The sequence below is a fragment of the Amphritea sp. genome, from assembly GCF_048266285.1.
Lineage (GTDB): Bacteria > Pseudomonadota > Gammaproteobacteria > Pseudomonadales > Balneatricaceae > Amphritea.
Genome location: NZ_JBLWZV010000009.1, coordinates 59,513 through 83,056, shown reverse-complemented (window position 1 = coordinate 83,056; position 23,544 = coordinate 59,513). Strand labels below are relative to the sequence as shown.

Annotated in this window: 23 protein-coding genes; 11 read left to right on the top strand and 12 right to left on the bottom strand. The window is 49.1% G+C overall.

Features of this window, described 5'->3' with window-relative positions; translation table 11 throughout:
* The first annotated feature begins 284 nt into the window (after positions 1–284).
* From ACN0T0_RS11885 to ACN0T0_RS11875, 3 genes are all read left to right on the top strand, one after another.
* Entirely contained in the window at positions 285–425 is a 141-nt protein-coding gene (locus ACN0T0_RS11885) for a DUF2986 domain-containing protein (RefSeq protein WP_417226336.1), read from the top strand.
* Positions 422–685, top strand: coding sequence for a VF530 family DNA-binding protein (locus ACN0T0_RS11880; RefSeq protein WP_417226335.1), 264 nt, complete (start codon positions 422–424; stop codon positions 683–685). The genes ACN0T0_RS11885 and ACN0T0_RS11880 overlap by 4 nt, the downstream gene beginning before the upstream one ends.
* 939 nt (positions 686–1,624) lie before the next feature.
* Complete coding sequence (locus ACN0T0_RS11875; RefSeq protein WP_417226333.1) at positions 1,625–1,972, top strand: hypothetical protein; 348 nt, start codon at positions 1,625–1,627, stop codon at positions 1,970–1,972.
* A gap of 39 nt (positions 1,973–2,011) precedes the next feature.
* Here the strand turns inward: ACN0T0_RS11875 and nth are convergent, their stop codons facing one another.
* Positions 2,012–2,644, bottom strand: coding sequence for an endonuclease III (gene nth / locus ACN0T0_RS11870; RefSeq protein ID WP_417226331.1), 633 nt, complete (start codon positions 2,642–2,644; stop codon positions 2,012–2,014).
* A gap of 239 nt (positions 2,645–2,883) precedes the next feature.
* Here nth and ACN0T0_RS11865 point away from each other — a divergent pair, with 239 nt between their 5' ends.
* Both ACN0T0_RS11865 and ACN0T0_RS11860 read left to right on the top strand, forming a co-directional pair.
* The gene (locus tag ACN0T0_RS11865) at positions 2,884–3,240 is read left to right on the top strand and encodes a hypothetical protein (protein WP_417226329.1); all 357 of its coding nucleotides are present in this window, start codon (positions 2,884–2,886) and stop codon (positions 3,238–3,240) included.
* Positions 3,241–3,340: 100 nt separating this feature from the next.
* Positions 3,341–3,640: a DUF6172 family protein gene (locus tag ACN0T0_RS11860; RefSeq protein WP_417226327.1), complete on the top strand. Its 300-nt coding sequence runs from the start codon at positions 3,341–3,343 to the stop codon at positions 3,638–3,640.
* A gap of 152 nt (positions 3,641–3,792) precedes the next feature.
* On the opposite strand, the gene ACN0T0_RS11855 is transcribed toward ACN0T0_RS11860, so the two are convergent.
* From ACN0T0_RS11855 to cysD, 9 genes are all read right to left on the bottom strand, one after another.
* Complete coding sequence (locus tag ACN0T0_RS11855; RefSeq protein WP_289847218.1) at positions 3,793–3,915, bottom strand: hypothetical protein; 123 nt, start codon at positions 3,913–3,915, stop codon at positions 3,793–3,795.
* A 269-nt stretch (positions 3,916–4,184) separates the two neighbouring features.
* Complete coding sequence (locus ACN0T0_RS11850) at positions 4,185–4,901, bottom strand: electron transport complex subunit E (protein WP_417226325.1); 717 nt, start codon at positions 4,899–4,901, stop codon at positions 4,185–4,187.
* A 1-nt stretch (position 4,902) separates the two neighbouring features.
* Positions 4,903–5,556 (bottom strand): electron transport complex subunit RsxG, encoded by a 654-nt coding sequence (gene rsxG, locus ACN0T0_RS11845; protein ID WP_417226323.1) that lies wholly within the window; start codon positions 5,554–5,556, stop codon positions 4,903–4,905.
* The gene (gene rsxD / locus ACN0T0_RS11840) at positions 5,556–6,599 is read right to left on the bottom strand and encodes an electron transport complex subunit RsxD (RefSeq protein ID WP_417226321.1); all 1,044 of its coding nucleotides are present in this window, start codon (positions 6,597–6,599) and stop codon (positions 5,556–5,558) included. The genes rsxG and rsxD overlap by 1 nt, the downstream gene beginning before the upstream one ends.
* 151 nt (positions 6,600–6,750) lie before the next feature.
* Complete coding sequence (gene rsxC / locus ACN0T0_RS11835) at positions 6,751–9,714, bottom strand: electron transport complex subunit RsxC (protein ID WP_417226319.1); 2,964 nt, start codon at positions 9,712–9,714, stop codon at positions 6,751–6,753.
* Positions 9,711–10,307: an electron transport complex subunit RsxB gene (rsxB, locus tag ACN0T0_RS11830; protein WP_417226317.1), complete on the bottom strand. Its 597-nt coding sequence runs from the start codon at positions 10,305–10,307 to the stop codon at positions 9,711–9,713. The genes rsxC and rsxB overlap by 4 nt, the downstream gene beginning before the upstream one ends.
* Before the next feature lie 9 nt (positions 10,308–10,316).
* Complete coding sequence (rsxA, locus tag ACN0T0_RS11825; protein WP_215951799.1) at positions 10,317–10,898, bottom strand: electron transport complex subunit RsxA; 582 nt, start codon at positions 10,896–10,898, stop codon at positions 10,317–10,319.
* 302 nt (positions 10,899–11,200) lie between these two features.
* The gene (gene cysN, locus ACN0T0_RS11820; protein ID WP_417226315.1) at positions 11,201–12,901 is read right to left on the bottom strand and encodes a sulfate adenylyltransferase subunit CysN; all 1,701 of its coding nucleotides are present in this window, start codon (positions 12,899–12,901) and stop codon (positions 11,201–11,203) included.
* 140 nt (positions 12,902–13,041) lie between these two features.
* Complete coding sequence (gene cysD / locus ACN0T0_RS11815) at positions 13,042–13,959, bottom strand: sulfate adenylyltransferase subunit CysD (RefSeq protein WP_417226313.1); 918 nt, start codon at positions 13,957–13,959, stop codon at positions 13,042–13,044.
* A 387-nt stretch (positions 13,960–14,346) separates the two neighbouring features.
* On the opposite strand from cysD, the gene ACN0T0_RS11810 reads away from it, so the two are divergent.
* From ACN0T0_RS11810 to ACN0T0_RS11785, 6 genes are all read left to right on the top strand, one after another.
* A complete protein-coding gene (locus ACN0T0_RS11810; RefSeq protein WP_417226311.1) occupies positions 14,347–15,132 on the top strand; it encodes a sulfite exporter TauE/SafE family protein in 786 nt (261 codons plus the stop codon).
* Positions 15,133–15,213: 81 nt separating this feature from the next.
* On the top strand, positions 15,214–16,875 hold the full coding sequence (locus ACN0T0_RS11805) for a nitrite/sulfite reductase (RefSeq protein ID WP_417226309.1): 1,662 nt from the start codon (positions 15,214–15,216) through the stop codon (positions 16,873–16,875).
* On the top strand, positions 16,859–17,338 hold the full coding sequence (locus ACN0T0_RS11800) for a DUF934 domain-containing protein (protein ID WP_417226307.1): 480 nt from the start codon (positions 16,859–16,861) through the stop codon (positions 17,336–17,338). The genes ACN0T0_RS11805 and ACN0T0_RS11800 overlap by 17 nt, the downstream gene beginning before the upstream one ends.
* Before the next feature lie 18 nt (positions 17,339–17,356).
* On the top strand, positions 17,357–18,121 hold the full coding sequence (locus ACN0T0_RS11795; RefSeq protein WP_417226305.1) for a phosphoadenylyl-sulfate reductase: 765 nt from the start codon (positions 17,357–17,359) through the stop codon (positions 18,119–18,121).
* 140 nt (positions 18,122–18,261) lie between these two features.
* Positions 18,262–19,692 (top strand): siroheme synthase CysG, encoded by a 1,431-nt coding sequence (gene cysG, locus ACN0T0_RS11790; RefSeq protein ID WP_417226303.1) that lies wholly within the window; start codon positions 18,262–18,264, stop codon positions 19,690–19,692.
* 44 nt (positions 19,693–19,736) lie between these two features.
* Positions 19,737–20,669 carry an HDOD domain-containing protein gene (locus ACN0T0_RS11785; protein ID WP_417226301.1) on the top strand — a complete coding sequence of 311 codons (933 nt, stop codon included), beginning with the start codon at positions 19,737–19,739 and terminating at the stop codon, positions 20,667–20,669.
* A gap of 61 nt (positions 20,670–20,730) precedes the next feature.
* Here ACN0T0_RS11785 and ACN0T0_RS11780 read toward each other — a convergent pair whose 3' ends face one another.
* Both ACN0T0_RS11780 and ACN0T0_RS11775 read right to left on the bottom strand, forming a co-directional pair.
* Complete coding sequence (locus ACN0T0_RS11780; RefSeq protein WP_417226299.1) at positions 20,731–22,353, bottom strand: ATP-binding protein; 1,623 nt, start codon at positions 22,351–22,353, stop codon at positions 20,731–20,733.
* Positions 22,354–22,358: 5 nt separating this feature from the next.
* On the bottom strand, positions 22,359–23,420 hold the full coding sequence (locus tag ACN0T0_RS11775) for a TRAP transporter substrate-binding protein (protein WP_417226297.1): 1,062 nt from the start codon (positions 23,418–23,420) through the stop codon (positions 22,359–22,361).
* Between the last annotated feature and the right edge of the window lie 124 nt (positions 23,421–23,544).

Sequence of the window (23,544 nt, the reverse complement as noted above, 5' to 3'; positions counted from 1 at the left end):
GGTGCTGATGGTAATGCATGGATGTGTCGGTTGACAGTGCAGCCTTAAGGCCAAGCCTCTAGGAATAAGCATCTAGTAAGAATAAGCCTCTAGGAATAGACCGATAGCAATGTAAAGCTAAGTCGCTAAGATTTAGCGGTGCTAGACCCTGCTGATGAGATTGAGTCTCTGTCGTGTTAGAGGCGCTTCAGACATTTTCAGTTAACGATCTTCTGAACCGAGAGCTAAACTTCGGTAGAATAGACACTACTTTTGTACCCGATCATATTTCAGGCGCCGTATTGATGAACAGAAAAAAGAAGATAAACAGTATTTTGAAAAAGCGGGCGAAGAAAGCCAATGCAAAAGTTCATGTATCGGGTAAGCCGCGTTATATCTCAAAGGATGAGCGTGCCAAAATGGACCCGCAGGATGCTGAACAATGATCGAGAATACCACCGCGGGTACGCAAAAAAATAATCCTCTGCATGGGGTTACCTTGCAACAGATCGTGACTGATCTCGAAGCTGAATATGGCTGGGAGGAGTTAGGGCGACGGATTAATATTCGCTGCTTTCAGAGTGACCCGAGCATTAAGTCGAGTCTGAAGTTTTTACGTAAGACGCCCTGGGCCAGAGAAAAGGTGGAACAGTTGTGGCTTCTGTTGCAGAAGGGCAAAACTGTTTGGGCTAGCACTAAGGCTTAATCGTTAAGCATTGACGCCTTATAAAAAGGGTTGGATTATAAACAGGCCCTTTAGCTGCGTTGTTATCTGCACAGCGCGATATATATCATTATCCTTCATCTTTGTCGCACGCTCTGCTTAGTTCTGTAAGAGCCGGGCGTCTACGCGTTTTAAACCTTCGTTATTCTTATTGCCCAGCACTGCGATCCAACCTTAATGCTTGTCACGTTGCCGTCGAGTGAATAGTGACTGAGAGTCTTTATTACGGGGTTGGAAGCAGCGTTATTTTTCGCTTGGTTGGTATTGAGTCCAAGCTTACCTATTTTCTCTCGTTACATTGGCAATGTAACCGGTCATCCAGTTTCCCAGTTTAAGGCTCATGGGGGCGTTTGAACTCACCGTTTATTGGGGTTGTATTTGGTGTGAATTTGTACGTTTTACCACTTGCATTTAGGTAAACATTTTCGTCTATAAGTGGCGCTAAGTCGCTACATAAAAATAGTTAGTAACTACTCTCTTTATACACGGCGAAAGCAGCGCTGTAGCTAAATTGCAATATTTAATTCACAGCAAAATAAAATCTTTTACCCAGCCGGGTTAAAGTTCGCTAAAAAGTTTTATAAATTCCTGTTGAAATACGTAACTTATTGAAAAATAATAAGTTAAATTTGTGTGTCGTTTATGTGTACGATTTGTGTCAGGGCCAATAACCACGGGCGTTTTAGCCATCTGCCCCAATACTATTAACAGTTTTATCCACAGAAAATGTGTACAACTAGTCCGGTGTATAACCGCTCCATGTTGGCCGCATCCGTCGAGTATCGATGTGGCTAAATAGCTACTAAATGAATCCTTCTTGACGCTTAGATTTGCGCTGATCCAGATCAATTATTATGTACATTAAAGCGACTAGAGTTTAGTCATTGCCGGTGAGTCAGGTTTATCGGTGAGGGAGGATTTATGGATGCAATTTCAGAGCTTCAAATAGGGACCCAGCCAGCGCTGATTAAAGCAACGGCACAAGGAGTGAGTCAGCTCAGTCAAAAATCTTTTCAAGCAGTATCTGCCCAAGTGCATAGTGGCAAGACGATTGACTGGGTTAACCAGCAGTTTGAATGTAATGGCCGGTTTCCGGCACGCTGTACATTGAATGAAACCACCAATTACGCAATCACATTGCTACATGTGCAGGCTTACAATGATTGGTGTAAAGCGGTGTCGGCCAATGGCGCCGTCAGTGCTTGGGTAGATGACTGGCTTAGTGGGGATGAGATCACGCAGTTACGGGAGTATAAAGGTTCACACTGATCAATATTGTTTTGCTTTGAGAGTGGGTTAAAGAGAGGGTTATTCTACCTTCTCTTTATATTCACACAGGTCTTCAATCAGGCAGGAGCCACAACGGGGTTTACGCGCGATACAGGTATAGCGTCCATGTAGAATAAGCCAGTGGTGGGCATCAATAAGAAACTCTTTTGGCACAAAGCGCATGAGTTTTTTCTCGACTTCCAATACATTTTTGCCCGGTGCAATTTTAGTGCGATTCGCTACTCTGAAAATATGGGTGTCTACTGCCATTGCTGGCTGCCCGAAGGCGGTGTTGAGCACGACATTAGCGGTTTTACGACCCACGCCCGGTAAAGCTTCAAGATCTTCCCGATTATCTGGCACGATGGAGTCGTGTTGCTCGATCAATATTTTACAGGCTTTGATTATATTCTCGGCTTTGGCGTTATACAGGCCGATGGTCTTTATATATTGCTTTAAACCATCCACACCTAATGCGTAGATCGCTGACGGTGTATTAGCTACCGGGAACAGCTTACGGGTGGCTTTATTGACCCCTACATCTGTTGCTTGAGCTGATAGCGTAACGGCCACTAATAGCTCGAATGGACTGCTGTATTCAAGCTCGGTCACTGGGTGTGGATTGGCTTCACGTAGGCGAGCAAATATTTCGTAGCGTTTGGCAGCGTTCATGGATTAACATTCGTTAGCAGTTGTCGGGAGCCGTATGGTATCGGGCTGAGTGGGTTCGGGCAAGCTCCGGCTCTTGGGCAAGGTTGTCTTGTTAGCATCCAATACTGCGCTAATCTTAATCAAACGGGTGCATCAAATCAGTGTTGGTGATGAAAATCGTTCAGCGTTGCTCTAATACCTCTGTGATGATAGCTATCAGTTGGATGACTGAGATATAGTTAACAGCGGTGTTTATTGACTTGGAGATTGTCTATATGGTGAGTGCTTCGCCGTTAGCTGAGGATAAAAAACTGTTGGTTATCTATCGGGTTGAACCCGGATGCTTGGGCCCCAATGGTAAAAACTTAGTCGATGCTTTCTGTCGCTTTGCCCAGTTAAATAGCCAATCACAGGATGGCGATATTATAAGATTGAATATCGTGCCGAGAAACAGTAAAACACTGCCTGAAATAGAATATAATGTGGTCGGCAAGAGATTAAGCTATGCTCAAGCTGTACGGTACTTAGCGTTGTTCGGTAAAAGCCTTGATGGATTCGAAGGCCATTTGGGTGAAAGGATTGCATTATTTATAGAGGATTTTATGAGTCGGCAGTGATCGTCTCATCGATACAGCTTCTTTACACCTCAGCTGATACGTTTAGCCACACGATTAAATGGTATTGAGAACCCATACCAGTCACCCTTATGGAATTACAATGAAAAAGACGTTTCACTTAGCGCACCCTAAGCTCACCGTTCCGCGGCATGTTGATGCGATTAAGCATGAAGTTAAAAAATATTTAAAAAGAGAGCGCAACAAGGCGCTACCCGAAAATGCTGATTTCTGGGATTTTGATTGCCGTTTCGGCGATGATGAAGCCACTAGTTCGGTTATTCATTCATCTGAGATCTCGAAAAAGATCTCTGAAGTTGAAGCTAAAAACCAAGAATCGTTCTATTTAGAGATTCTGGTTAAACCCGGTTACCGCACTGAAAAGCCTGATCAGGCTGAATAACGCGATAATTAGCTAAAGAAAAGCGACCCAGTGGTCGCTTTTTTTGTCTTTACTCGATGGCAATTATCTTTGCTATCGGTAGGGTAGTGAATGCTCTGTCATCGGTGATGCGTAAAGCTACTCAGGTGGCAGATGATGGCTTGCCGTTGCCTTTAGCGATGCTCACCTAATAATCCACTTGCTTCGCCCTTATCTCGTTTCGCCGCTTTTTTCTCTTTGGCGGTCATGAGTGGTTTTTTCTTCGACTCTTTTTTGCTGTTCTTATCTTTGCTCATGTTAGTGCTCCAGGAAATATTGAATATTTACAGAACAACCACCATTACTCGTTTTAACCGAACGATTAGGCGCCACAGAGAGGTGCCGGATCTGTTAAATGGATAGAGTAATCATGGAGCTTTTGAACTTAGCCGAGGCTACACAGGAAGGATTGTCATGATGTGCAGGAAGGACAGACCATCATAACACGCAAAGGGGCGGGCCGTGAGGATCATTCACTGCTCGCTGCGAGACCTAGAATTGCAGGGCTCGCAGCAAGTCATTGGATCTAAGAGATATTACCGGTTACCCGTACCCGGCGGGTTTCACCGCTTGGTTCCGTAGGGGCGGCAGGTGCTTTACGTTTTTCTTCTAAGCGCTTATCGATAATATTTTTCACGGCGATAAGCAATCCCATACCAACAAAGGCTCCCGGTGGTAGGATAGCGAACAGAAAGCCGACATAGTCTTCGACAATCACTATTTTCCAGCTTTCAGCTGCCGGACCAAATAGTAATTGCATATCGCTGAACAGTGTCCCTAGGCCAAGAATTTCGCGCATCCCCCCCAATACCATCAATACCAAGGTGAAACCAAGCCCCATCATGGCGCCATCGAGTAGCGAAGCGCCGACGGGGTTTTTAATCGCAAAGGCGTCGGCCCGGCCCATAATGGCGCAGTTGGTGACGATCAGCGGAATAAAGATGCCGAGAATCGTGTATAGCTCATAGGTGTATGCCTGCATGAGCAGCTCAATACAGGTAACGAACGAGGCGATAATCATAACGAAAACCGGCAAGCGTACGGATTCAGGAATCAGCTTACGGAACATCGAGATGCTAAGGTTTGATCCGATCAGTACGATGGTACTGGCAAGGCCTAAGCCCATGGCATTAACAACGGTGCCAGTAACCGCGAGCAGCGGACAAAGGCCGAGCAGTTGTACCAAGGCTGGATTGTTATCCCAGAGCCCATCGAGGGTGATTTTTTTATAATCATTCGCCATTTTATTCTGCTCCAGCCGGCGTTGAATTCAGATTAGATCTGGCTTCCAATAGCGCGGTTTTGTGTTCGCGAAAATAGTGAATTGCCCGAGCCGTCGCGTTAACCACGGCTCGGGGGGTAATGGTTGCGCCGGTAAATTGATCGAAGCGTCCGCCATCTTTTTTGACAGCCCAGGAAGGATCGTCATCGCCGTTATAGCGCTGGCCATCGAAGCCATGTAGCCAGGTCGATTTTTTCAGCTCGACTTTGTCGCCCAGTCCGGGGGTTTCTTTATGGGCTAATACCCTAACGCCGGCGACGGACTCATCGGCATTGATACCGACAATCATATCGATATTGCCGGTATAACCATCCGGTGCGGTGACGGGGATAATCACTGTGGTCACCTGACCATTGCGACGCGCCCGAAATAGATCGACCGGTACGGTGCTGCCGGTTAAAGCCGGCTCATTGATCGAGAGGGTATCTTCCAGCAGGTTATTCTCAATGCTGTCTTTGGGTACAATCTGGTACAGTGCTTTGGCACGTGCTTCCCGTTCATTGAGCTTGATTTGATCTTGGGTCGAGATCTGTGTCAGGGCAATAGCGCCAGAAGTGATCACGGCAAAGATGCTCAGCCCGAGTGCGCTGTTGCGGATAGCGGTTAACATGTCCATTACTTCATCCCCCGGTTGGGTTTGGCATGACCATAGCTGCGGGGCTGGGTGTATTGATCGATAAAGGGGGCACAGAGGTTCATTAGTAGTATCGCAAAGGCGACGGCATCGGGGTAGTTACCCCAAGTGCGAATAATAAATATCAGTATGCCTATCCCTACGCCAAACCATAGCTTGCCTTTATTACTAGTGGCTGAGGTGACCGGATCGGTGGCGATAAAGAACGCCCCCAGCATGGTGGCACCGGTGGTCAGGTGGAAAAACGGATCGGGATACTGGGCAGGCATCAAGAGGAAAGACAGGGTTGACAGTAGAGTTAGGCTGCCTAACAGCGCGACCGGAGTGTGCCAGGTGAAGATTTTTTTATATAGCAGAAATACGCCACCCATAAAGTAGGCTGCGCTGACGGCGTGCCAAGCACCGATACCATTGGCCAATAAGGCATTTTCAACCCACATCTCTTCTGTCGTAAAACCACCACGGTGACGCATAATATCCAGCGGCGTCGCCATAGTATGGGCATCGACGGCGGGCCCCGCGGTGCCGAAAATGGCCGCCAAGGTATCGCCTAAGGAAAGCACCGACCAGCCATCACCGATCATCACAAAGGGGCCAGCCCAACTGGTCATCTGTACGGGAAACGATACCAGCAGCAATGCATAGGCAACCATCGCGGGATTAAAGGGATTACTGCCCATACCGCCGTAGAGTTGCTTGGCAATGATAATGGCGACAATAATGCCCACCGTCATCACCCACCACGGGGCGAAGGGTGGCAGTGCCAGCCCTAGTAGTACGGCGGTCACAATCGCGCTGTAGTCGGTTAGGTAAAAGCTGACGGGGCGTTGACGCAACTTAACGCAGATCGCTTCCAGCGCGACGGCCAAGAGGGAACCCCAGAGTACTTGGATCAGCGTGCCCCAACCAAAAAAGAAGGTCATGGCCGCCAGCCCAGGGAGGGTTGCCATCAACACGGTAAGCATCACGTTACCGGTATTGCCTGCCCGGTGTGCGTGGGGTGATGTGATTCGGATCAGTGCCATTCTGTTTACTCAGGTCTGCCGCTTTATTTAACAGAAGGTTTAGTTAAGGAGATCTCACTAAACCTGTGTTTAATATGATTAAAAAAATCCAAACTGACTCTCCTGACTGACATCTTCAGACTGTGCTGTACGACAGCGGTGTCTGGGGAGGTTAGTCGGAAAAACGTTCGAGGGTGGCGTTTAGTTTTTCCGCCTCCGCACGAACGGTGAGCAGTTTTGCTTCTAGGGTTTGTCGCTTGTCTGGTTCTGCCTTGCTCAAGGCCCGTTCCGCTTTCGTCACTGCAGCCCGCGCCATGGCCGCATCAATTTTGAGTTGTTTCAAATTGATGCCCTGTGCCGCTGCCGCCGCAATTTTTTCCGCTTCGGCAGCATCAAAGGAAGCCTTGGCTGCATCGTGGCGTGCTTTGAGTGCTTCGATCTCGGCGATTAGAGCGCTATTGTCCCCGTCTTCGGACTGTTCTGCTAACTGCTTTTCCGCTTTCTTGAGTTTGGTGCGCATAATCGACACCTGTTGTTTCAACGCTTTAACGTCAATAACCGCAGGTGTTGCGTCTGGAGCTGGCTGTGCAGATTGAACGCCGCTGGTGTGCGCGAGTTCATCTTGCAGCTCTTTCAGCTTCGCTTTTAGCTTATCAACGCCGGCGGCCATCTTATCGGCGGCAGGGCTGGCGGATTCCACGGCCGCTTTCCAAGCGTTTTCAGCTTTATCGATTTTGCCTTGCAGAGTGGCGATCTCAGCTTCGAGAGCAGAAGTGTCGATGGTTGTGCTCGGTTGTGCCGTAGCGCGGGCTTGTTGCAGCTCGCCTTCTAGACCGGTTAATTTAACCTTTAGCTTATCAACTCCGGCGGCCATTTTATCGGCAGCAGGGCTGGCCGATTCGACGGCGGCTTTCCAAGCACTTTCAGCCTTAGCGATTTTACCTTGTAAGGTATTGATCTCGGCTTCGAGGTCTGATGTGTCGATGGGCGTGCTTGGTGCGGCAGAAGTGAGAGCTTGTTGGCGCTCAGTTTCAAGGCCGATTAATTTAGCTTTCAGCTTATCAACCCCAGCCGCCATCTTGTCGATGGCTGGACTGGCGGCTTCAACCGCTGCTTTCCAGGCGTTTTCTGCTTTCGTTATCTTACCTTGTAGAGCGGTGATTTCAGCGTCCAGTGCTGAGGTGTCGATAGCAATACTCGCTGAGTTTGTGCCGTTTTCGGCTGCTTTGTAAGCCGCTTCAGCCTGGGCTGACTTTTCCTGTAGAGCGCTAACCTGGGCTTCGAGTGCTGCAATATCACCTTCGCCACTGGATTGCGCGGCACTAAGTAGTTTTTCAGCTTTCTTCAGCTTGGTTCGGGCGATGGCAGCATTGCTCTTTAACTGCTTCAGATCGGTCACGGGAGGCGCGGCGCTTTTTGTCGGTGCGTTTTGTGCTTCGCTGTAGGCTTTTTCGGCCTGATCTGATTTCAACTGCAGTTGCTTTAGAGTGTTCTGTAGGGTTTCAATGCCGTCGAGCCCTTTGTCTTGGGCGTTAGCCAAGGCTTTTTCCGCTTTTTTGAGCTTCGTACGGGCGATTGCCGCATTACTTTTAAGTTGCTTCAGGTCAGGGATACCGGCATCAGCGGTACTCGTGGTTGATGAAGTCGTTTTGCTCAGGGCTGCATCCTTCTTCGCTGCTTGAGCCGCAGCCGCTTCGATCGCCCGTTGTTTGCGGCGTTCCTCTTTCTCGATTTTGTCTCGTTCTAGGCGGGCAACACGAGCTTCAAAACGAATACGTGCATGGTCTGCTTTACGCTGCTCGTCATCTTCTTTGCGGATCTCGGCCTTAGCAAAGCGATAATACTGTACCAGCGGTATGTTACTCGGGCAGACATAGGAGCACGCACCACACTCGATGCAGTCAAATAGGTTGTGATGACGCGCTTTATCAAACTCTTTGCCTTTGGCGAACCAGTAAAGCTGTTGCGGTAGCAGTTCTGCTGGGCAAACCTGTTCACACATACCGCAACGAATACAGGCTTGTGCCGGCGGTTGCGCTGGCATCTCATCGATACTGGCAGCGATCAGGCAGTTAGTGGTTTTGATGACCGGAATCTGCTCATTGGTGACGGTAATACCCATCATCGGTCCGCCGATAATCAGCCGCTGCATAGCTTGGCGATTAACATCAGCGTTGTTTAGCAGGTCGGCTATCGGGGTGCCAATACGCACTTCATAGTTCTGTTTATGGGCCGCGGACTCACCGGTGACGGTAATAATTCGAGATATCAGCGGCTCACCATGGGCAACGGCGCGGTAGACCGCCGTCGTCGTACCAACGTTCTGACAGACAATGCCTACATCGGCAGGGATCTTTCCGCTAGGCACTTCAACGCCAGTCAGTAGTTTGATCAGTTGCTTTTCACCCCCGGAAGGGTATTTCGTGGGGGTAATCACGATATCGAGATTTAGGTGGCTTTTATCCAATGCGGCATGCAGCGCACGAATCGCTTGAGGTTTGTTGTCCTCGATGCCAACCATGATATGCAATGGTTTAAGCAGATGGGCGATAATTTCAATACCACCAAGAATTTCATCTGCCCGTTCTCGCATGAGCATATCGTCGGCGGTAATATAGGGTTCACACTCGGCGGCGTTGATGATCAGTGTATTGACGATATGATCATCGCCGAGGTGTAGTTTTACATCGGTTGGAAAGCCTGCGCCACCCATACCAGCGACACCGGCTCGACGGATATATTCGATCAGTTCAGGCTTGGACAGTTGGGTGTAATCCGCTAGTCCCTGATGTTCGATCCATTGATCTTGACCGTCTGATTCGATAATCAGGCAACCGGCATCCATGCCCGACATATGGGGGACAGGGTGCGGCTCGATCGCTACCACGGTGCCAGAAATTGAGGCATGAATATTAGCGCTGATACGGCCGATCGCCTCGGCGACTAACTGTCCTTTTAAAACATGATCGCCGACATTAACCACTGGGTCTGCCGGTAAACCGATATGCTGCTGTAGTGGCAAAACCACCCGAGTTGGCAACGGTGCCAGTGTAATGGGTGCACCGGTGGACTGTTTCTTGTTCTCTGGTGGATGAATGCCGCCATGAAACTGATGTACGCGAATGGTATTTTTCATCCCTTAACCTCCAGCGCAATGCCCGGCTGACGGTCGGTGGCGATCAGTTCAATACCGGGTTTAGGGGCTGGCCACTGCCAGTTATTGAGGGTCGTTTCGAGGGGTAACATATCAATACAATCAACAGGGCAGGGTTCAACACAGAGGTCGCAGCCGGTACATTCCGAGACAATGACGGTGTGCATCTGTTTAGCGGCACCCAGAATGGCGTCTACTGGGCAGGCCTGAATACATTTGGTGCAGCCGATACACTCATCTTCACGGATATAGGCGACTTTTTTGATCGGCTCTTCTGCATTTTCAGCATCCAGCGGCAAAACTTCGACATCCAGCAAGTCAGCGAGGGCTTCAACGGTGCTTTGCCCTCCCGGCGGGCACTTGTTAATGGCTTCACCGTTAACGATCGCTTCCGCATAGGGGCGACAACCGGGGTGGCCACACTGGCCACACTGGGTTTGGGGCAATAGGGAGTCGACCTGATCAACCAACGGGTTGCCTTCGACCTTAAAACGAATAGAGGAATAGCCCAGCAGTATGCCGAACACTAGACCCAGCCCTAACAATACCAGCACGGCGACTAATACAGCGCTCACGGTAACTCCTTAAAACTGAACCAGACCGGTAAAACCGAGGAAGGCGAGTGACATCAGGCCCGCAGTGACCATACCAATAGCCGTTCCCTGAAAAGGAACGGGGACATCGGCAACGGTGATGCGCTCCCGCATAGCGGAAAATAGAATCAGGGCGAGGGAAAAGCCCACTGCGGCACCAAAACCATAAACGATTGAATCGACAAAGCCGTTCATCTTTTTGATGTTTAACAGTGCGACACCCAGCACCGCACAGTTGGTGGTGATCAGAGGGAGAAAGATACCCAGTAATTTGTAAAGCAACGGGCTGGTTTTACGCACCACCATTTCAGTGAACTGCACCACCACGGCGATCACGAGAATAAATGAGATCGTTTTCAGATAGGTGATTTCAAGCGGGGCAAGTAAATAGGTATAAACCAGATAGCTGCACACCGATGATAGGGTAAGAACAAAGGTCGTTGCTAGGGACATCCCCATCGCTGTTTCGAGCTTGTTGGACACGCCCATAAAGGGACAGAGGCCAAGAAACTGAACCAGTACGAAATTGTTCACAAGAACAGTGCTGATAATAATTAACAGATAATCAGTCATAATACTCGTTACATCATCGCCGGCATTTGCGTACCGGGGCTGCCTGGAAATTAGAAAGTGCTAAAGTTTACCGATTTTAGCGACTTTCCGGTATAGCTTTATGGTTGATGTGTCACAACTTTTGTGGATCTGCATCATAGAAAACCGCATCTTAAAGGGCCGAATGTTTTGGCGAGGCATTATATCAGGCTAATCCGTTAATGCTTAATGGATCTTAGCAATCTGTAAAATGCATGGGATAAAACCAAACCGGGTCTAAACAATGTTTAGCCCGGTTAACATTCAGTCCACTTTGCGTTGGCTCAGATAGCGCCGTTATCGCGTAACTGCTCCAAAATTACATGGGTTTGCGTAGCAATCGATGTTTGTCCGCTCAGGGCTGCGCTGTCGAGATCAACCTGAATTGAGCCTTCTGGCAGTTGAGTGGATGCATCGGTCAGTACCAGCAGGCCATTATCATTAAACAGGGCCGCGATTTGGCCAACCTCTCCAGGTAGGCTGCCATCGTTCAGCAGGACAGAGATCGCCCGTCCCTGATTGAACAACTGTCGCTCAAGGGTATATAGCAGAGTGTTGCGCTGTTCTTGAGTGCCACCCTGAATCGCTAGTGTGATCGCTTTTTGCCCAAAACGCTGTTCCCGCTCGGCTTTACTAATGCTCGCATTGTGGCTGATCTCATCATTATTGAGGTCATTAGCGTCAGAATCTGCGACAATCATCCCAGCCGCGACCGTGATGTTGTTCAGGCGGTCGATAACAATAAAAGAGCCGGTAGTGTGGTGGGAGCGGTAATCATCAGTGACGATTGAACGTTCCAGAGTGATCTCACAACGGCCGATTTCGTTCAGCTTCAGGGTTGCCGCCGGATGCTGTTGTTGCGTATTAACATCGACACAGTGACGAATACTGCTGACACCGCCAGCGACGGTTTGTGTTGCTAGCTTAATATCGTATTGACGACCCGGCACCAGTTCCTGTTCTGCCATCCACACCAGCATGGCATCGAAGCGGTTGCCGACTTTGATGTTATCGCTGCTGTGTACGATCATATCACCACGGCTAATATCGATCTCATCTTCCAATGTTAAGGTGACGGACATCGGCGGAAACGCTTCTGGCAATTCACCATCGAACGACACAATCGACTTAACCCGGCTGCTTTTACCTGATGGCAGAACTGTCACTTCATCACCTGGGCGGACAATACCGGACCCCAGTGTGCCGCAATAACCCCGGAAATCGAGGTTAGGACGGTTGACATACTGTACCGGGAAGCGCAATTCGTCGAAGTTTTGATCATTAGCGATCTGAATGGTTTCCAGATACTCCATCAGCGGCGCTTCTTTATACCAAGGCATATCGCTACTTAGATTAACGACGTTGTCGCCTTTTAGGGCTGACATCGGTACAAATTGGATATCGTTGAGATCAAGATCGGCAGAAAAATCGAGATAATCCTGTTTGATCTCTTCATAACGCGCTTCGCTAAAGTCGACTAAGTCCATTTTGTTGACGGCAACGATGGTGTGCTTAATGCCCAGCAAAGAAACGATAAAGCTATGACGCTTGGTTTGCACCTGCACACCATGACGGGCATCAATCAGGATGATGGCGAGGTCACAGGTTGATGCACCGGTTGCCATGTTACGGGTGTACTGCTCATGCCCCGGGGTGTCGGCAATGATGAATTTGCGGGTAGCGGTCGAGAAGTAGCGGTAAGCAACATCGATGGTGATGCCTTGCTCGCGCTCGGCCTGCAAGCCGTCAACGAGGAGTGCTAGGTCGAGTTCTTCGCCAGCATTACCCATTTTGGCATTATCAGAGTGCAGGGCGGCTAATTGATCTTCATAGATCATTTTAGAGTCGTGTAGTAGGCGACCAATCAGGGTTGATTTGCCGTCATCCACGCTACCGCAGGTGAGAAAGCGCAATAATTCTTTGTTTTCATGTTGTGCCAGATAAGCTTCGATATCGCTGGCGATCAGATCGGACTGATGACTCATGATTGTGTTCCGTATTCTTAAATTCTGTACAGTGCAGTAAAAGATCTATTCACGGGGTATAGCGGCTGAGATTCAATGAGCCGGCTATGCCTCCGTCTTAACTGAGGGAAATGATGCTATACCACCCTCGGTTAAGCGTATTAGAAGTAACCTTCCATCTTTTTCTGTTCCATGGAGCCTGCGCCGTCGTTATCAATAACCCGACCTTGACGTTCTGATGTGGTGGTTAACAACATCTCCTGAATAATCTCAGGTAGGGTTTGTGCGGATGATTCAACCGCCCCGGTGAGAGGGTAGCAACCTAAGGTGCGGAAGCGGACCATCTTCATTTCAGGCACTTCGTTCTCTTCAAGCGGCAGACGGTCATCATCGACCATGATTTCTACGCCATCGCGAACCACAATCGGGCGTTCTGCAGCAAAGTAGAGCGGCACAATAGGAATGCCTTCAAGATAGATATATTGCCAGATGTCCAGCTCGGTCCAGTTGGACAGTGGGAATACCCGGATGCTTTCGCCTTTATCAATGCGAGTATTAAAGGTGTTCCACAGTTCTGGGCGCTGGTTCTTTGGATCCCAACGGTGATTCTTATCACGGAAAGAGAACACTCGCTCTTTGGCGCGAGACTTTTCTTCATCGCGACGCGCGCCACCAAAGGCCGCATCGAATTTGTATTTGTTCAGTGCCTGTTTAAGGCCCTGCGTCTTCATAATGTCAGTATGTTTTTTCGAGCCATGGGTGAAGGGGCTGATATTCATATCAACACCTTCCTGATTGATATGCACAATCAGATCCATACCCGCTTCTTCCGCCATCTTATCGCGGAAGCTAATCATCTCTTTAAATTTCCACGTGGTATCTACATGCATCAAGGGAAACGGCGGTTTGCCTGGGTAGAAGGCTTTGCGAGCTAGGTGCAGCATGACCGCAGAATCTTTACCGACGGAGTAAAGCATTACCGGGTTTTCAAACTCCGATGCAACTTCGCGAATGATGTGGATGCTTTCTGCTTCCAGCTGACGCAGATGGGTCAGTCTGTGTTCCGGCAATTGACTCATATTGATTAGCTCTTCTTACATACCTGAAAAATGTCGAGGTGGCGTGGGGATGATAAATCCTATTGGATTTAGACAGCATCAATCGCGCGGCACCGTATATTGGCGGCCATTATGGCAGAACTATCTTTAAAATCAAAAAGAATATGTTGGAATGTTTTAGTAACTTTTTGGAATAAGCTGGGATTTCCTGTATAACACCAAGCTTGCCAGAGGGGGGTATGGAGTGAAGCACTGTGTGCTAATATTGCTTATACAAAAAAGGAATTAACAAATTAATAATTATTATTTTACGTTATAAGAAGCGGTCGCTATTATAGCCCACTCTGAATTTGCGGTATTCCGTCTGAAGCACGACGGGTAACTTTTGTAAGGCAGCTGAGAACGTTGATGGAAATAGCATACAGCTTTGCCGGCCTAGTGGTTGGTTTTATCGTCGGTCTAACGGGAATCGGAGGTGGCGCATTGATGACGCCAATTTTGATTGTCGGTTTTGGTATTCCCCCGGTGACGGCGGTCAGTACCGATTTGATCTATGCGGCGATCACCAAGTTAGGCGGCAGTGTTTCCTATGCCCGGAAAAAATTGGTTGAGTGGCGGGTGGTGTTTTTACTGCTCGGTGGTAGTATCCCCGGTGCGCTGCTGACACTGTATTACCTCGATGGTTTAGATGGCCTCGAGCAAATTGAACACCTAATGAATATTACCTTGGGTGTATCACTGGTGTTGACCTCGGTAGCGGTGTTTTTTCGGGCGAAGATTCGTGCCTCAGTGGTCAAACTGGAAGGCACACGTTTTGAGAAACATGGGCGGCGATATCGTCCCTATGTGACATTGCTAGTGGGGATTGCCTTAGGTGGCTTAGTGACGCTTTCATCAGTAGGCGCAGGCGCCTTGGGCACCGCGATGCTGATTTTGCTTTATCCACGGATGACCATGCAGACACTGGTCGGGACCGATCTGGTTCACGCGGTGGTGTTAACAAGTATTGCTGGTGCGGGTCATTACGGTATGGGCAGTGTCGATCTTTGGCTGCTCTTATGTCTGGTAATAGGTTCATTGCCGGGGGTGTTTTTGGGCAGCCATTTTGGTAGCAAACTGTCTCCTAGGGTTATCCAGCCAATTATGGGAACCCTGTTATTAGCCATCGGTATGCGTTTTGTTCTGGTTGGCTAATAGCTGGATAGTCTGAATTAAATAGAATTTCTGAATTGTAATTTTTATAGGGTGAGGGCCGGCTAGCCGGCGGTAATAGACATGTATCAATATAACGAACAGGATCAGACTCTGATCAATGCGCGGGTTGAGCAATACCGCGATCAGACCCGCCGTTTCTTGGCTGGTGAAATTCCCGATGAGGAATTCCGTGGCCTGCGCCTGATGAATGGCCTCTATATTCAGCGCCAAGCGCCGATGCTGCGGATTGCTGTGCCATATGGCCTGATGAACTCTGTACAGCTGCGTAAACTGGCAGATATCACCCGTAAGTATGATAAAAATTACGCCCACTTTACCACACGGACCAATGTTCAGTTGAACTGGCCGAAGCTGGAAGAGGTGCCGGATATTCTGGCTGAATTGGCTGAAGTGCAGATGCACGCGATCCAAACCAGTGGTAACTGTTTACGTAACACCACCACTGATCACTTTGCCGGGATTGTTCCGGAAGAGATTGAAGATCCACGTCCTTGGTGTGAAATTATCCGTCAGTGGACTACTTTCCACCCTGAGTTTGCTTACCTGCCGCGTAAGTTCAAAATCGCTGTGACCGGTGGCCCTGAAGATCGGGCGGCATCTCAGGTTCACGACATAGGCCTGCATTTGATTAAAAATGCTGACGGTGAAGTGGGATTTGAAGTGTTAGTCGGTGGCGGCCTTGGCCGTACCCCGGTGATTGGTAAACGGATCCGTGAGTTTTTGCCCAAGCGAGATCTATTGACCTATCTCGAAGCGATTTTGCGGGTTTATAACCTTAATGGTCGTCGGGATAACAAATATAAAGCGCGTATCAAAATTTTAGTCAATGCGTTAGGTATTGAAGAGTTTAGCAAGCGTGTTGAAGCAGAATGGGACATCATTCGCGAAACCGAGCTAGCGCTGACCGATGATTACATCACCAAAATTAAAGGCTATTTTGAGCCTCATCCTTATGCGGTTGATGCGGTCGATGGGTTGTCTGTGCTGGAAAATCAACTCGCCGATAATCTTGAATTCCGTGCTTGGTATGAACGTAATACCCGCGAACATAAGATCGCTGGTTATCGGGCGGTGGTTATTTCGCTAAAACCTCATCTGAAACCGCCAGGTGATATCACCGATGTGCAGTTGGATGCGGTGGCAGATCTAGCCGATACCTTTAACTTTGGTGAGATTCGCAGTACCCACGATCAGAACCTAGTCTTCGCCCATGTGGCCGCCGGTGATCTGTACACCCTCTGGCAGTCATTACGTGATCTGAATTTGGCACGCGCCAACATTGGCACCCTGACCGATATGATCGTCTGCCCAGGCTTTGACTTCTGTTCACTCGCGAATGCCCACACACTGGGTGTGGCTGAGCAGATCAATGCAAAGTTTGATGATCTCGATTACCTTTATGATATCGGCGATATCAAACTGAATATGTCCGGTTGTATCAATGCCTGCGCCCATCACCACGTGGCACATATTGGTATTCTCGGGGTTGATAAAGGCGGTGAAGATTATTATCAGATCACCCTCGGTGGTTCATCTCGCGAAGATGCTTCACTGGGTAAGATTATTGGTAAATCAGTACCTCAAGCTGAGGTTGCCGATACTGTTGAAAAGATCCTGCAAGTGTATGTAGAAAATCGCCTAGAAGAAGAGCGTTTTATCGAGACCGTACGACGTATAGGTGTTGCACCGTTTAAGGAGAGAGTTTATGCCACTGTTAATTAATCGAGCGGTTGTTGAAGACAGCTGGTTACTGGTTGACGAAGATAATCTGACGGCTCATATCAACGAAGATATTGTTGTTCCCTATGAGCTGTTTGCACAGCACCTCGACTCATTGCTTAACGCGAAGGGAAAACTCGGTGTGCGTATTAACGGTGATCAAGATCTTGATCTACTGTTGCAACACCTGACTGCTTTGTCTTTGGTGGCGATTGAGTTTCCGGCCTTTACCGATGGTCGGGGTTTTAGTTTTGCGCGGATATTGCGTCGTGCAGGCTTCACCGGACAGATCCGTGCCGAAGGTGATGTCAGTCGTGATCGTCTCGATCATATGCAGCGTTGTGGCTTCGATGCTTTTGCTATCCCGGCTGATCGCTACAGCGATGATATTCTCAACGCATTTGGCGAGATTCCAGTCCATTATCAGGGCAGTGCCGATGATGAGCGGCCTATTTTCCGCCAGTAACAGACTAGGATATCAGTCATGAGTGAGTTATTAACCGCAGAACTGGACGCTAAAGTTGCCCATACCATTGCGGTACTACAGCAGGCCGCGGCGGAGTATTCAGATACCGGTCTTGTGTTTGCCAACAGCCTTGGCGCGGAAGATGTGGTGATTACTGATCTGATTAGTAAACATACGCCACAAATTGGTATGTTTGTGCTCGATACCGGTCGTTTGCCGGAAGAAACACTGAAGTTGCTCACCGATGTGCAGGCGCTTTACGGTAATCTGAAGGTGCAGGTTTACTATCCTGACGCGGCCGATGTCGAAGAGTATGTGCAGACTAACGGCGTCAATGCTTTCTATGAAAGTCAGGCGATGCGTAAAGGCTGCTGTTTTGTCCGTAAGATTAAACCGTTGAAGCGGGCACTGGCTAATCGAGAGGCTTGGATCACCGGCCTGCGTCGCGAGCAATCAGTGACCCGTGATGAGATCGGTTTTAAAGAGTTTGATGAAGGCAACGGCATCGATAAGTTTAACCCCTTAGCGGATTGGACTGAGAAAGAGATCTGGGCCTATATTCGAGCCAATAAAGTGCCTTATAACGCGTTGCACGATCAGCATTATCCGAGTATCGGTTGTGCCCCCTGTACCCGAGCGGTTGCCGAGGGCGAAGATGTTCGCGCCGGACGCTGGTGGTGGGAGAACCCTGAAACCCGGGAGTGTGGCTTACACCCTGGCACCCCGGTGGATCACTCTGTTGAGGCTAAACCGGTCAATATTATGGATTTTCTCCCTAAGTAAATTCAACCTGTATCACTTAAAAGAGCCCGCTATTAGCGGGCTCTTTTCTGCATCGCTTTTTTGTATGCTATTTTAGATAGCAGTATTTCCTTAATATCTTTATATCAGGTTATTTTACCGCGCTTGCTGAGGACGACACATTGGACTATTTGCCGTTATTTTTTAAGCTGAACGACCGGACAGCTCTGTTAGTTGGGGGTGGCCAAGTGGCGCTGCGCAAGGCGAGTCTGTTAACTCGGGCCGGTGCGCGAGTGATTGTAGTGGCGCATCGGGTCGAGCCGGAGCTGGTTGAGCTGATTGAGCAGCACAATGGTCAGGTTATTGTTGGGGAATATCACAGCGGTTTATTGACCGATGCTTATCTGGTGATTGCCGCGACCGATGATGATCAGCTTAACGAGCGGGTTCATTTTGATGCGGTTGAACGGCATATTCCGGTTAATGTTGTTGATAATCAGCCGCTGTGTACCTTTATTTTCCCCGCGATCGTTGATCGCTCGCCCATCGTGATTGGTATCTCTTCTGGCGGCGAGTCGCCGGTGTTGGCTCGCTTGTTGCGGGCTAAGTTGGAAACCTGGATTCCGCAAGGCTATAGCCGGTTGGGTAAGTTGGTGGGGCAGTTCCGCCAGCAGGTGAAAGAGACCTTTAGTCATGTCGATCGTCGTCGCATCTTTTGGGAAAAAATCTTGCAAGGCCAGGTGGCCGAAAAGGTGTTTGCCGGGCGTGATAAAGAGGCCCGAGCGTTGTTAGAATCTGCACTAGAGACGGCTGATCCTGATCATCAGGTCGGTGAAGTTTATCTGGTCGGTGGTGGCCCGGGTGATCCTGAATTACTGACGTTTAAAGCGCTCCGGCTGATGCAACAGGCGGATGTGGTGCTCTATGATCAGTTAGTATCGCCCGCCATTGTCGATCTGTGTCGTCGAGATGCCGACCGTATCTTTGTTGGTAAGCGACGTGATAACCACGCCGTTCCCCAGGATGATATTAACGAGCTACTCGTTAAACATGCTCTGCAGGGGCGCCGGGTGCTGCGCTTGAAGGGGGGTGATCCTTTTATCTTTGGTCGCGGAGGGGAAGAGCTCGAAACACTCAAACAGCATAATATTCCGTTTCAAGTGGTGCCGGGGATTACCGCCGCCAGTGCCTGTTCAACCTATGCGGGTATTCCACTGACACATCGCAACTATGCACAGTCTGTTCGATTGGTAACGGGCCAGTTGAAAAACCGCACCTCCGATCTGAATTTTGACGAGCTCGTGCATCCCAACCAAACCATCGTATTTTATATGGGGCTGCACACGTTGCCCTCACTGTTTCAGCAGTTAATCGCCCATGGTAAACCGCCAGAGACGCCGGCGGCGATTATCTCCAACGGCACTCGTGCGGATCAGCAAGTGTTAACCGGTACCTTAAGTAGTTTGCCGGAGCTACAGGCACAGGCGAAACTGCCGGCGCCCGCGTTGATTATTGTCGGTGAAGTAGTGCAGTTGCATGACAATCTGGCATGGTTTGGCGAGGAGGTTTTGCATAATCACGGTTTAATTCTGCCGGATGCCACGATGGTCTAAGGGCTTGAGTTTATGCTGAATGATGCCGAATAAACGGACGATAGGTGAGTAATAACTATAATAACAGTGTCTATGGCGTGGAGGCAGGCATTGTGCAGGAGCAACAAACGACAGCATTTAGCCCTGAGTTTATTGATCAGTGTATTAATACACTGCCTTTATTACCCCGCGTCGCGACTCAACTAAAGCAGTTGAGTCAGGAGTCGGTTGATTTTTATCCTAAGATTGCTGAGCTGGCTGAACATGATCCTCTATTGGCGACTAAAATTCTGTGTGCCGCCCATACAGTTCCCTGTGGGCCGCTCAAGCCGGTTTATAATATCGAAAAAGCCCTTGAGCGCATCGGTGTATTCAATACCCTCAAGCTGATCGATAAGCTGAGCCTTATCGATCCCGATATCATTATGCCGGATGAGCAGTTCAACTGGCGTCACTCGATTGAAGTGGCCGTCTACAGCCGTTTTTTGGCTGAGAATATCAGTGCATTCAATGTTAGCAGTGATCTGGCCTATATGGCTGGCTTAATCCATGATATCGGTCATTTTGTACTCCTGCATATATCCTTGAATGCGGGTGAAAGCAGGGATACTCTGAGTTGGAATACAGCGGATGAACAGTCCGAGCTGGAACAACAACACTACGGTTTTAATCATGCTGATATGGGCTATCGGGTTGCCCAGCGTTGGAATCTGCCGCGCACGCTCACTAATATGCTACGGTTTCATCAGCACTATGATCTGTGGGCTTTTAAAACAGTATCGGTGGCGTTTAAGCAGTTGCTAACGATCGTTCAATTTGCCGATGCTCTCAGTGTTTTAACGATGCAAAATCCAGAATGGCCTGCCTGGTCGACTACCCAGCTTAAAGGCGCTATAGAAGATCATTGTATCCATACAAGTTGGCCGCCGATTGAGTTTCCTCTTGAACGTCTGATTGAACAATTGCCGGCATTGTCGGAGCAATGTCAGTGGCGCTGACCACTGGCTATTTCTGCGCGAGTTGAGTTTGTTTATTTCGTTGCTGACGTCAACTTATGTGTTACGTGTGTTCGCCTACAATTTTGTTCTGCGGTTGGTTAAAGACTGTTTGGTCCGGAGTGAGGGGTAGGTCTATCTGGAAGTGAGCCCCGTTGTTATCGGGCAGACTGCGTATATGGCCCTGAAGTAGCTGGCTGACTAAGTTATACACAATATGCATACCTAAGCCGCTGCAGCCTTGGTTGCGTTTGGTGGTCATAAAGGGCTCAAAAAGTCGCGTATGCCAGCCGTCAGGAATTCCCGCACCATTATCTCGATATTCAATGATCATCCGCTCGGCATAAGGGGTGATGGTGATCGATATTTTGCCGCCGGTTTGGTTATCAAAACCGTGTAATAAAGAGTTAAGTATCAGGTTGGTAAAAATCTGGTAGTAACTGCCTGGATAACTGTTGAGCATCAGCAGCGAGGGGCCCTGTACACTAATCTCAGGGTTAGACTGCTTCAATTTGGGTCTCAATGAGTGCTGGATTTCATCAAGGTATTGAATCAAGTCAAAGCGGCGGCGTTGCTCGCTGGCCTGATCGACCGATACTTGCTTGAATGAACGGATGAGTTGAGCGGCACGTTCTAGATTTTGGCAGATCAATTGACTACTTTCGACCGCCGTTTGAGCGAGCGGATTATCTTGATGCTGCTGTTGATACAGTTGTGCTTGATCGGCAAGAAAGGAGGCGGCGGTGTAGCCGATGCCAATCGGTGTATTAATCTCATGGGCGACCCCGGCGACTAAACCACCTAATGCCGCCAACTTTTTCGATTCGACCAGTTGCTGCTGGGCTTCTTGTAATTTTTCCAGTGTCGCGCGCAGCTCTTCGTTACTCTGTTCTAACGCTTGGGTGCGATCAAGTACACGCTGTTCCAGTTCGGCGTTTAAGCGGGCCAGTGAACGTTCTGCATCCTCCCGTTTGCCCATATCAATCAGCATGGCTTGACGCATGCTGTTCATCGAATTGGCGACCTGGCTCAGTTCGTCTTCACGCTGGCGTGGTTTACGTTTCAGCACCAGCGGGGTATTTAGTTGATCGAGTTTGAGCCGTTGGGCGTACTGCGCCATGGTACTGAGGTGGCGGGTAACCAACTGATTAAACAGGGCCAGAATAAAGATCGATACCAGAAAGGTCTTGATGCCTTGGGAGGCGAGAATCAGTAGCACTTTATCCGCGAGGCGGCGGTACACTTCATCAAGACTGACGATGAGGGTCAGATCGCCCACGTTAACCGCTTCGTTGCTGCTATCGGTGTAGTTTAGGACGTAATGCCGTTCGACGGTTGCGCCGACATGGGGTTTATTACCGGCGGTATATTGATCACCAAACTGGGATTTGAGTTCCAGATAACGGACATCGGGCAACTGCAAGATACCATCTAATTGCACCTGAATCTGAGTCGGGCTTATCTCCCATAGGCTGTTGGCGAGGCTGTTAAGTGAACTGGCTTCAATCTGTTGTAAGCGTTCCTCGATGGCCGATCGTTCATAGCGATAATCGAGCCACAGTTGGGTGGCGGTGGCAATCAGCGTAATGACGGAGCTGTAAAGCAAAATCGCTGTCAGCAGGCGTAGCCCCAACGGTTTTTGGTTGCACAGTTCATAAAAACGCTGGCTTAGAGGTGATCTATTCAACCGGCTCACCGAACATTAATCTCAGCCCTTAAGCCGATAACCTTGCCGACCGTGCGGTTCCAGTTAGCGGCACATTCGGGGCCACAGCGCTGCGTCCAGCGGGGTAAGATAACGTCTTTGGCAATCTGGTCACGAATGGCGAGATCTGTTTCGGAAGGAGCAACGAGCGTCATATTACCAATGTCGCCGATCGGGCAAGGCCCGCTCGATAAACAGGTCAGCGCGCTGTCATCGACGGTCGCGGTTTCCTGCCACATGTTGTCCGTGAGGGTGGCAACCTCCTGTTGCAGTAACGCTTTTTGAGGGGGACTTAAGCGGTTCCACTTATCCAAGTTCATGGCTCCGAATGCCAGTCCCCAGCCGACTCTGAGGGTAAAACCATAGGGTGTTTGTGAATACAGTTTGGCAGTATAAGCGGACATGCTGCCGGTGATGACGCAATCGATTTTGTGCTTGGCCAGTGCTTCAGGTACATCATGATAGGGCACACTAACCGGAATCGCGCCGGCTCCGTCAACGAAGTCAGCAAGGGTTTTTAAGAAGACTCTGATGCGCCGCCCTTGCAGATCCTTAATGTTGTTGACCGGCTCCGTACACCAGATCATCTGGCTTGGAAACGGATAGAGCATCATTAACTTAGCATTGTATTTCTCGGAAAACGCCCGCTCTAACGTCGGGAAGTAAGCATTCGCTACTTTTCGTTGGATGGCTATATTCTGCACCAGTGAGGAGAGATCGGCGCCTTCGAATATTTCACTTTCTTCCATGGTGTAAGCGGGCAAACCAAAGGCGAAATCGAACACGCCATTCTTTAGCAGACGCATGATCTCGAAGCCCCGTACACCGAGTTCATCCTGCGGCTTTATCTCACCAACAATTTGTCCCTCGGACACTTCGGCAATATGTTGATTCCAAAAAGGCCCTTCATGTTTTGGGTAGTTATGGAAATAGCTCCAAGTACCCACGGCTTTGATAATGATGGTATCGTTAGCCACACTTAAACGGCTGATGCCGCTGATGACTAGGCCGATTAACAGTACCGCTATGTAGTGTTTAATGGTTTTCATATCTGCCGTTTTTTATACACAGGGGGCGCTCGATGCGTCATGTCGCCTAGCCTATTATGATAAGGGTTGAGTATAACCTACTGTCTTAGGCAGGTGAGGTGGATTTTTAATTAACCGCTGAAAT

Bases quoted from the DNA above. Each gene is read 5' to 3' on its own strand.
- ACN0T0_RS11885 (WP_417226336.1), top strand. From the start codon at position 285: ATGAACAGAAAAAAGAAGATAAACAGTATTTTGAAAAAGCGGGCGAAG.
- ACN0T0_RS11880 (WP_417226335.1), top strand. From the start codon at position 422: ATGATCGAGAATACCACCGCGGGTACGCAAAAAAATAATCCTCTGCAT.
- ACN0T0_RS11875 (WP_417226333.1), top strand. From the start codon at position 1,625: ATGGATGCAATTTCAGAGCTTCAAATAGGGACCCAGCCAGCGCTGATT.
- nth (WP_417226331.1), bottom strand. From the start codon at position 2,644: ATGAACGCTGCCAAACGCTACGAAATATTTGCTCGCCTACGTGAAGCC.
- ACN0T0_RS11860 (WP_417226327.1), top strand. From the start codon at position 3,341: ATGAAAAAGACGTTTCACTTAGCGCACCCTAAGCTCACCGTTCCGCGG.
- ACN0T0_RS11855 (WP_289847218.1), bottom strand. From the start codon at position 3,915: ATGAGCAAAGATAAGAACAGCAAAAAAGAGTCGAAGAAAAAACCACTC.
- ACN0T0_RS11850 (WP_417226325.1), bottom strand. From the start codon at position 4,901: ATGGCGAATGATTATAAAAAAATCACCCTCGATGGGCTCTGGGATAAC.
- rsxG (WP_417226323.1), bottom strand. From the start codon at position 5,556: ATGGACATGTTAACCGCTATCCGCAACAGCGCACTCGGGCTGAGCATC.
- rsxD (WP_417226321.1), bottom strand. From the start codon at position 6,599: ATGGCACTGATCCGAATCACATCACCCCACGCACACCGGGCAGGCAAT.
- rsxC (WP_417226319.1), bottom strand. From the start codon at position 9,714: ATGAAAAATACCATTCGCGTACATCAGTTTCATGGCGGCATTCATCCA.
- rsxA (WP_215951799.1), bottom strand. From the start codon at position 10,898: ATGACTGATTATCTGTTAATTATTATCAGCACTGTTCTTGTGAACAAT.
- cysN (WP_417226315.1), bottom strand. From the start codon at position 12,901: ATGAGTCATCAGTCCGATCTGATCGCCAGCGATATCGAAGCTTATCTG.
- cysD (WP_417226313.1), bottom strand. From the start codon at position 13,959: ATGAGTCAATTGCCGGAACACAGACTGACCCATCTGCGTCAGCTGGAA.
- ACN0T0_RS11810 (WP_417226311.1), top strand. From the start codon at position 14,347: ATGGAAATAGCATACAGCTTTGCCGGCCTAGTGGTTGGTTTTATCGTC.
- ACN0T0_RS11805 (WP_417226309.1), top strand. From the start codon at position 15,214: ATGTATCAATATAACGAACAGGATCAGACTCTGATCAATGCGCGGGTT.
- ACN0T0_RS11800 (WP_417226307.1), top strand. From the start codon at position 16,859: ATGCCACTGTTAATTAATCGAGCGGTTGTTGAAGACAGCTGGTTACTG.
- ACN0T0_RS11795 (WP_417226305.1), top strand. From the start codon at position 17,357: ATGAGTGAGTTATTAACCGCAGAACTGGACGCTAAAGTTGCCCATACC.
- ACN0T0_RS11775 (WP_417226297.1), bottom strand. From the start codon at position 23,420: ATGAAAACCATTAAACACTACATAGCGGTACTGTTAATCGGCCTAGTC.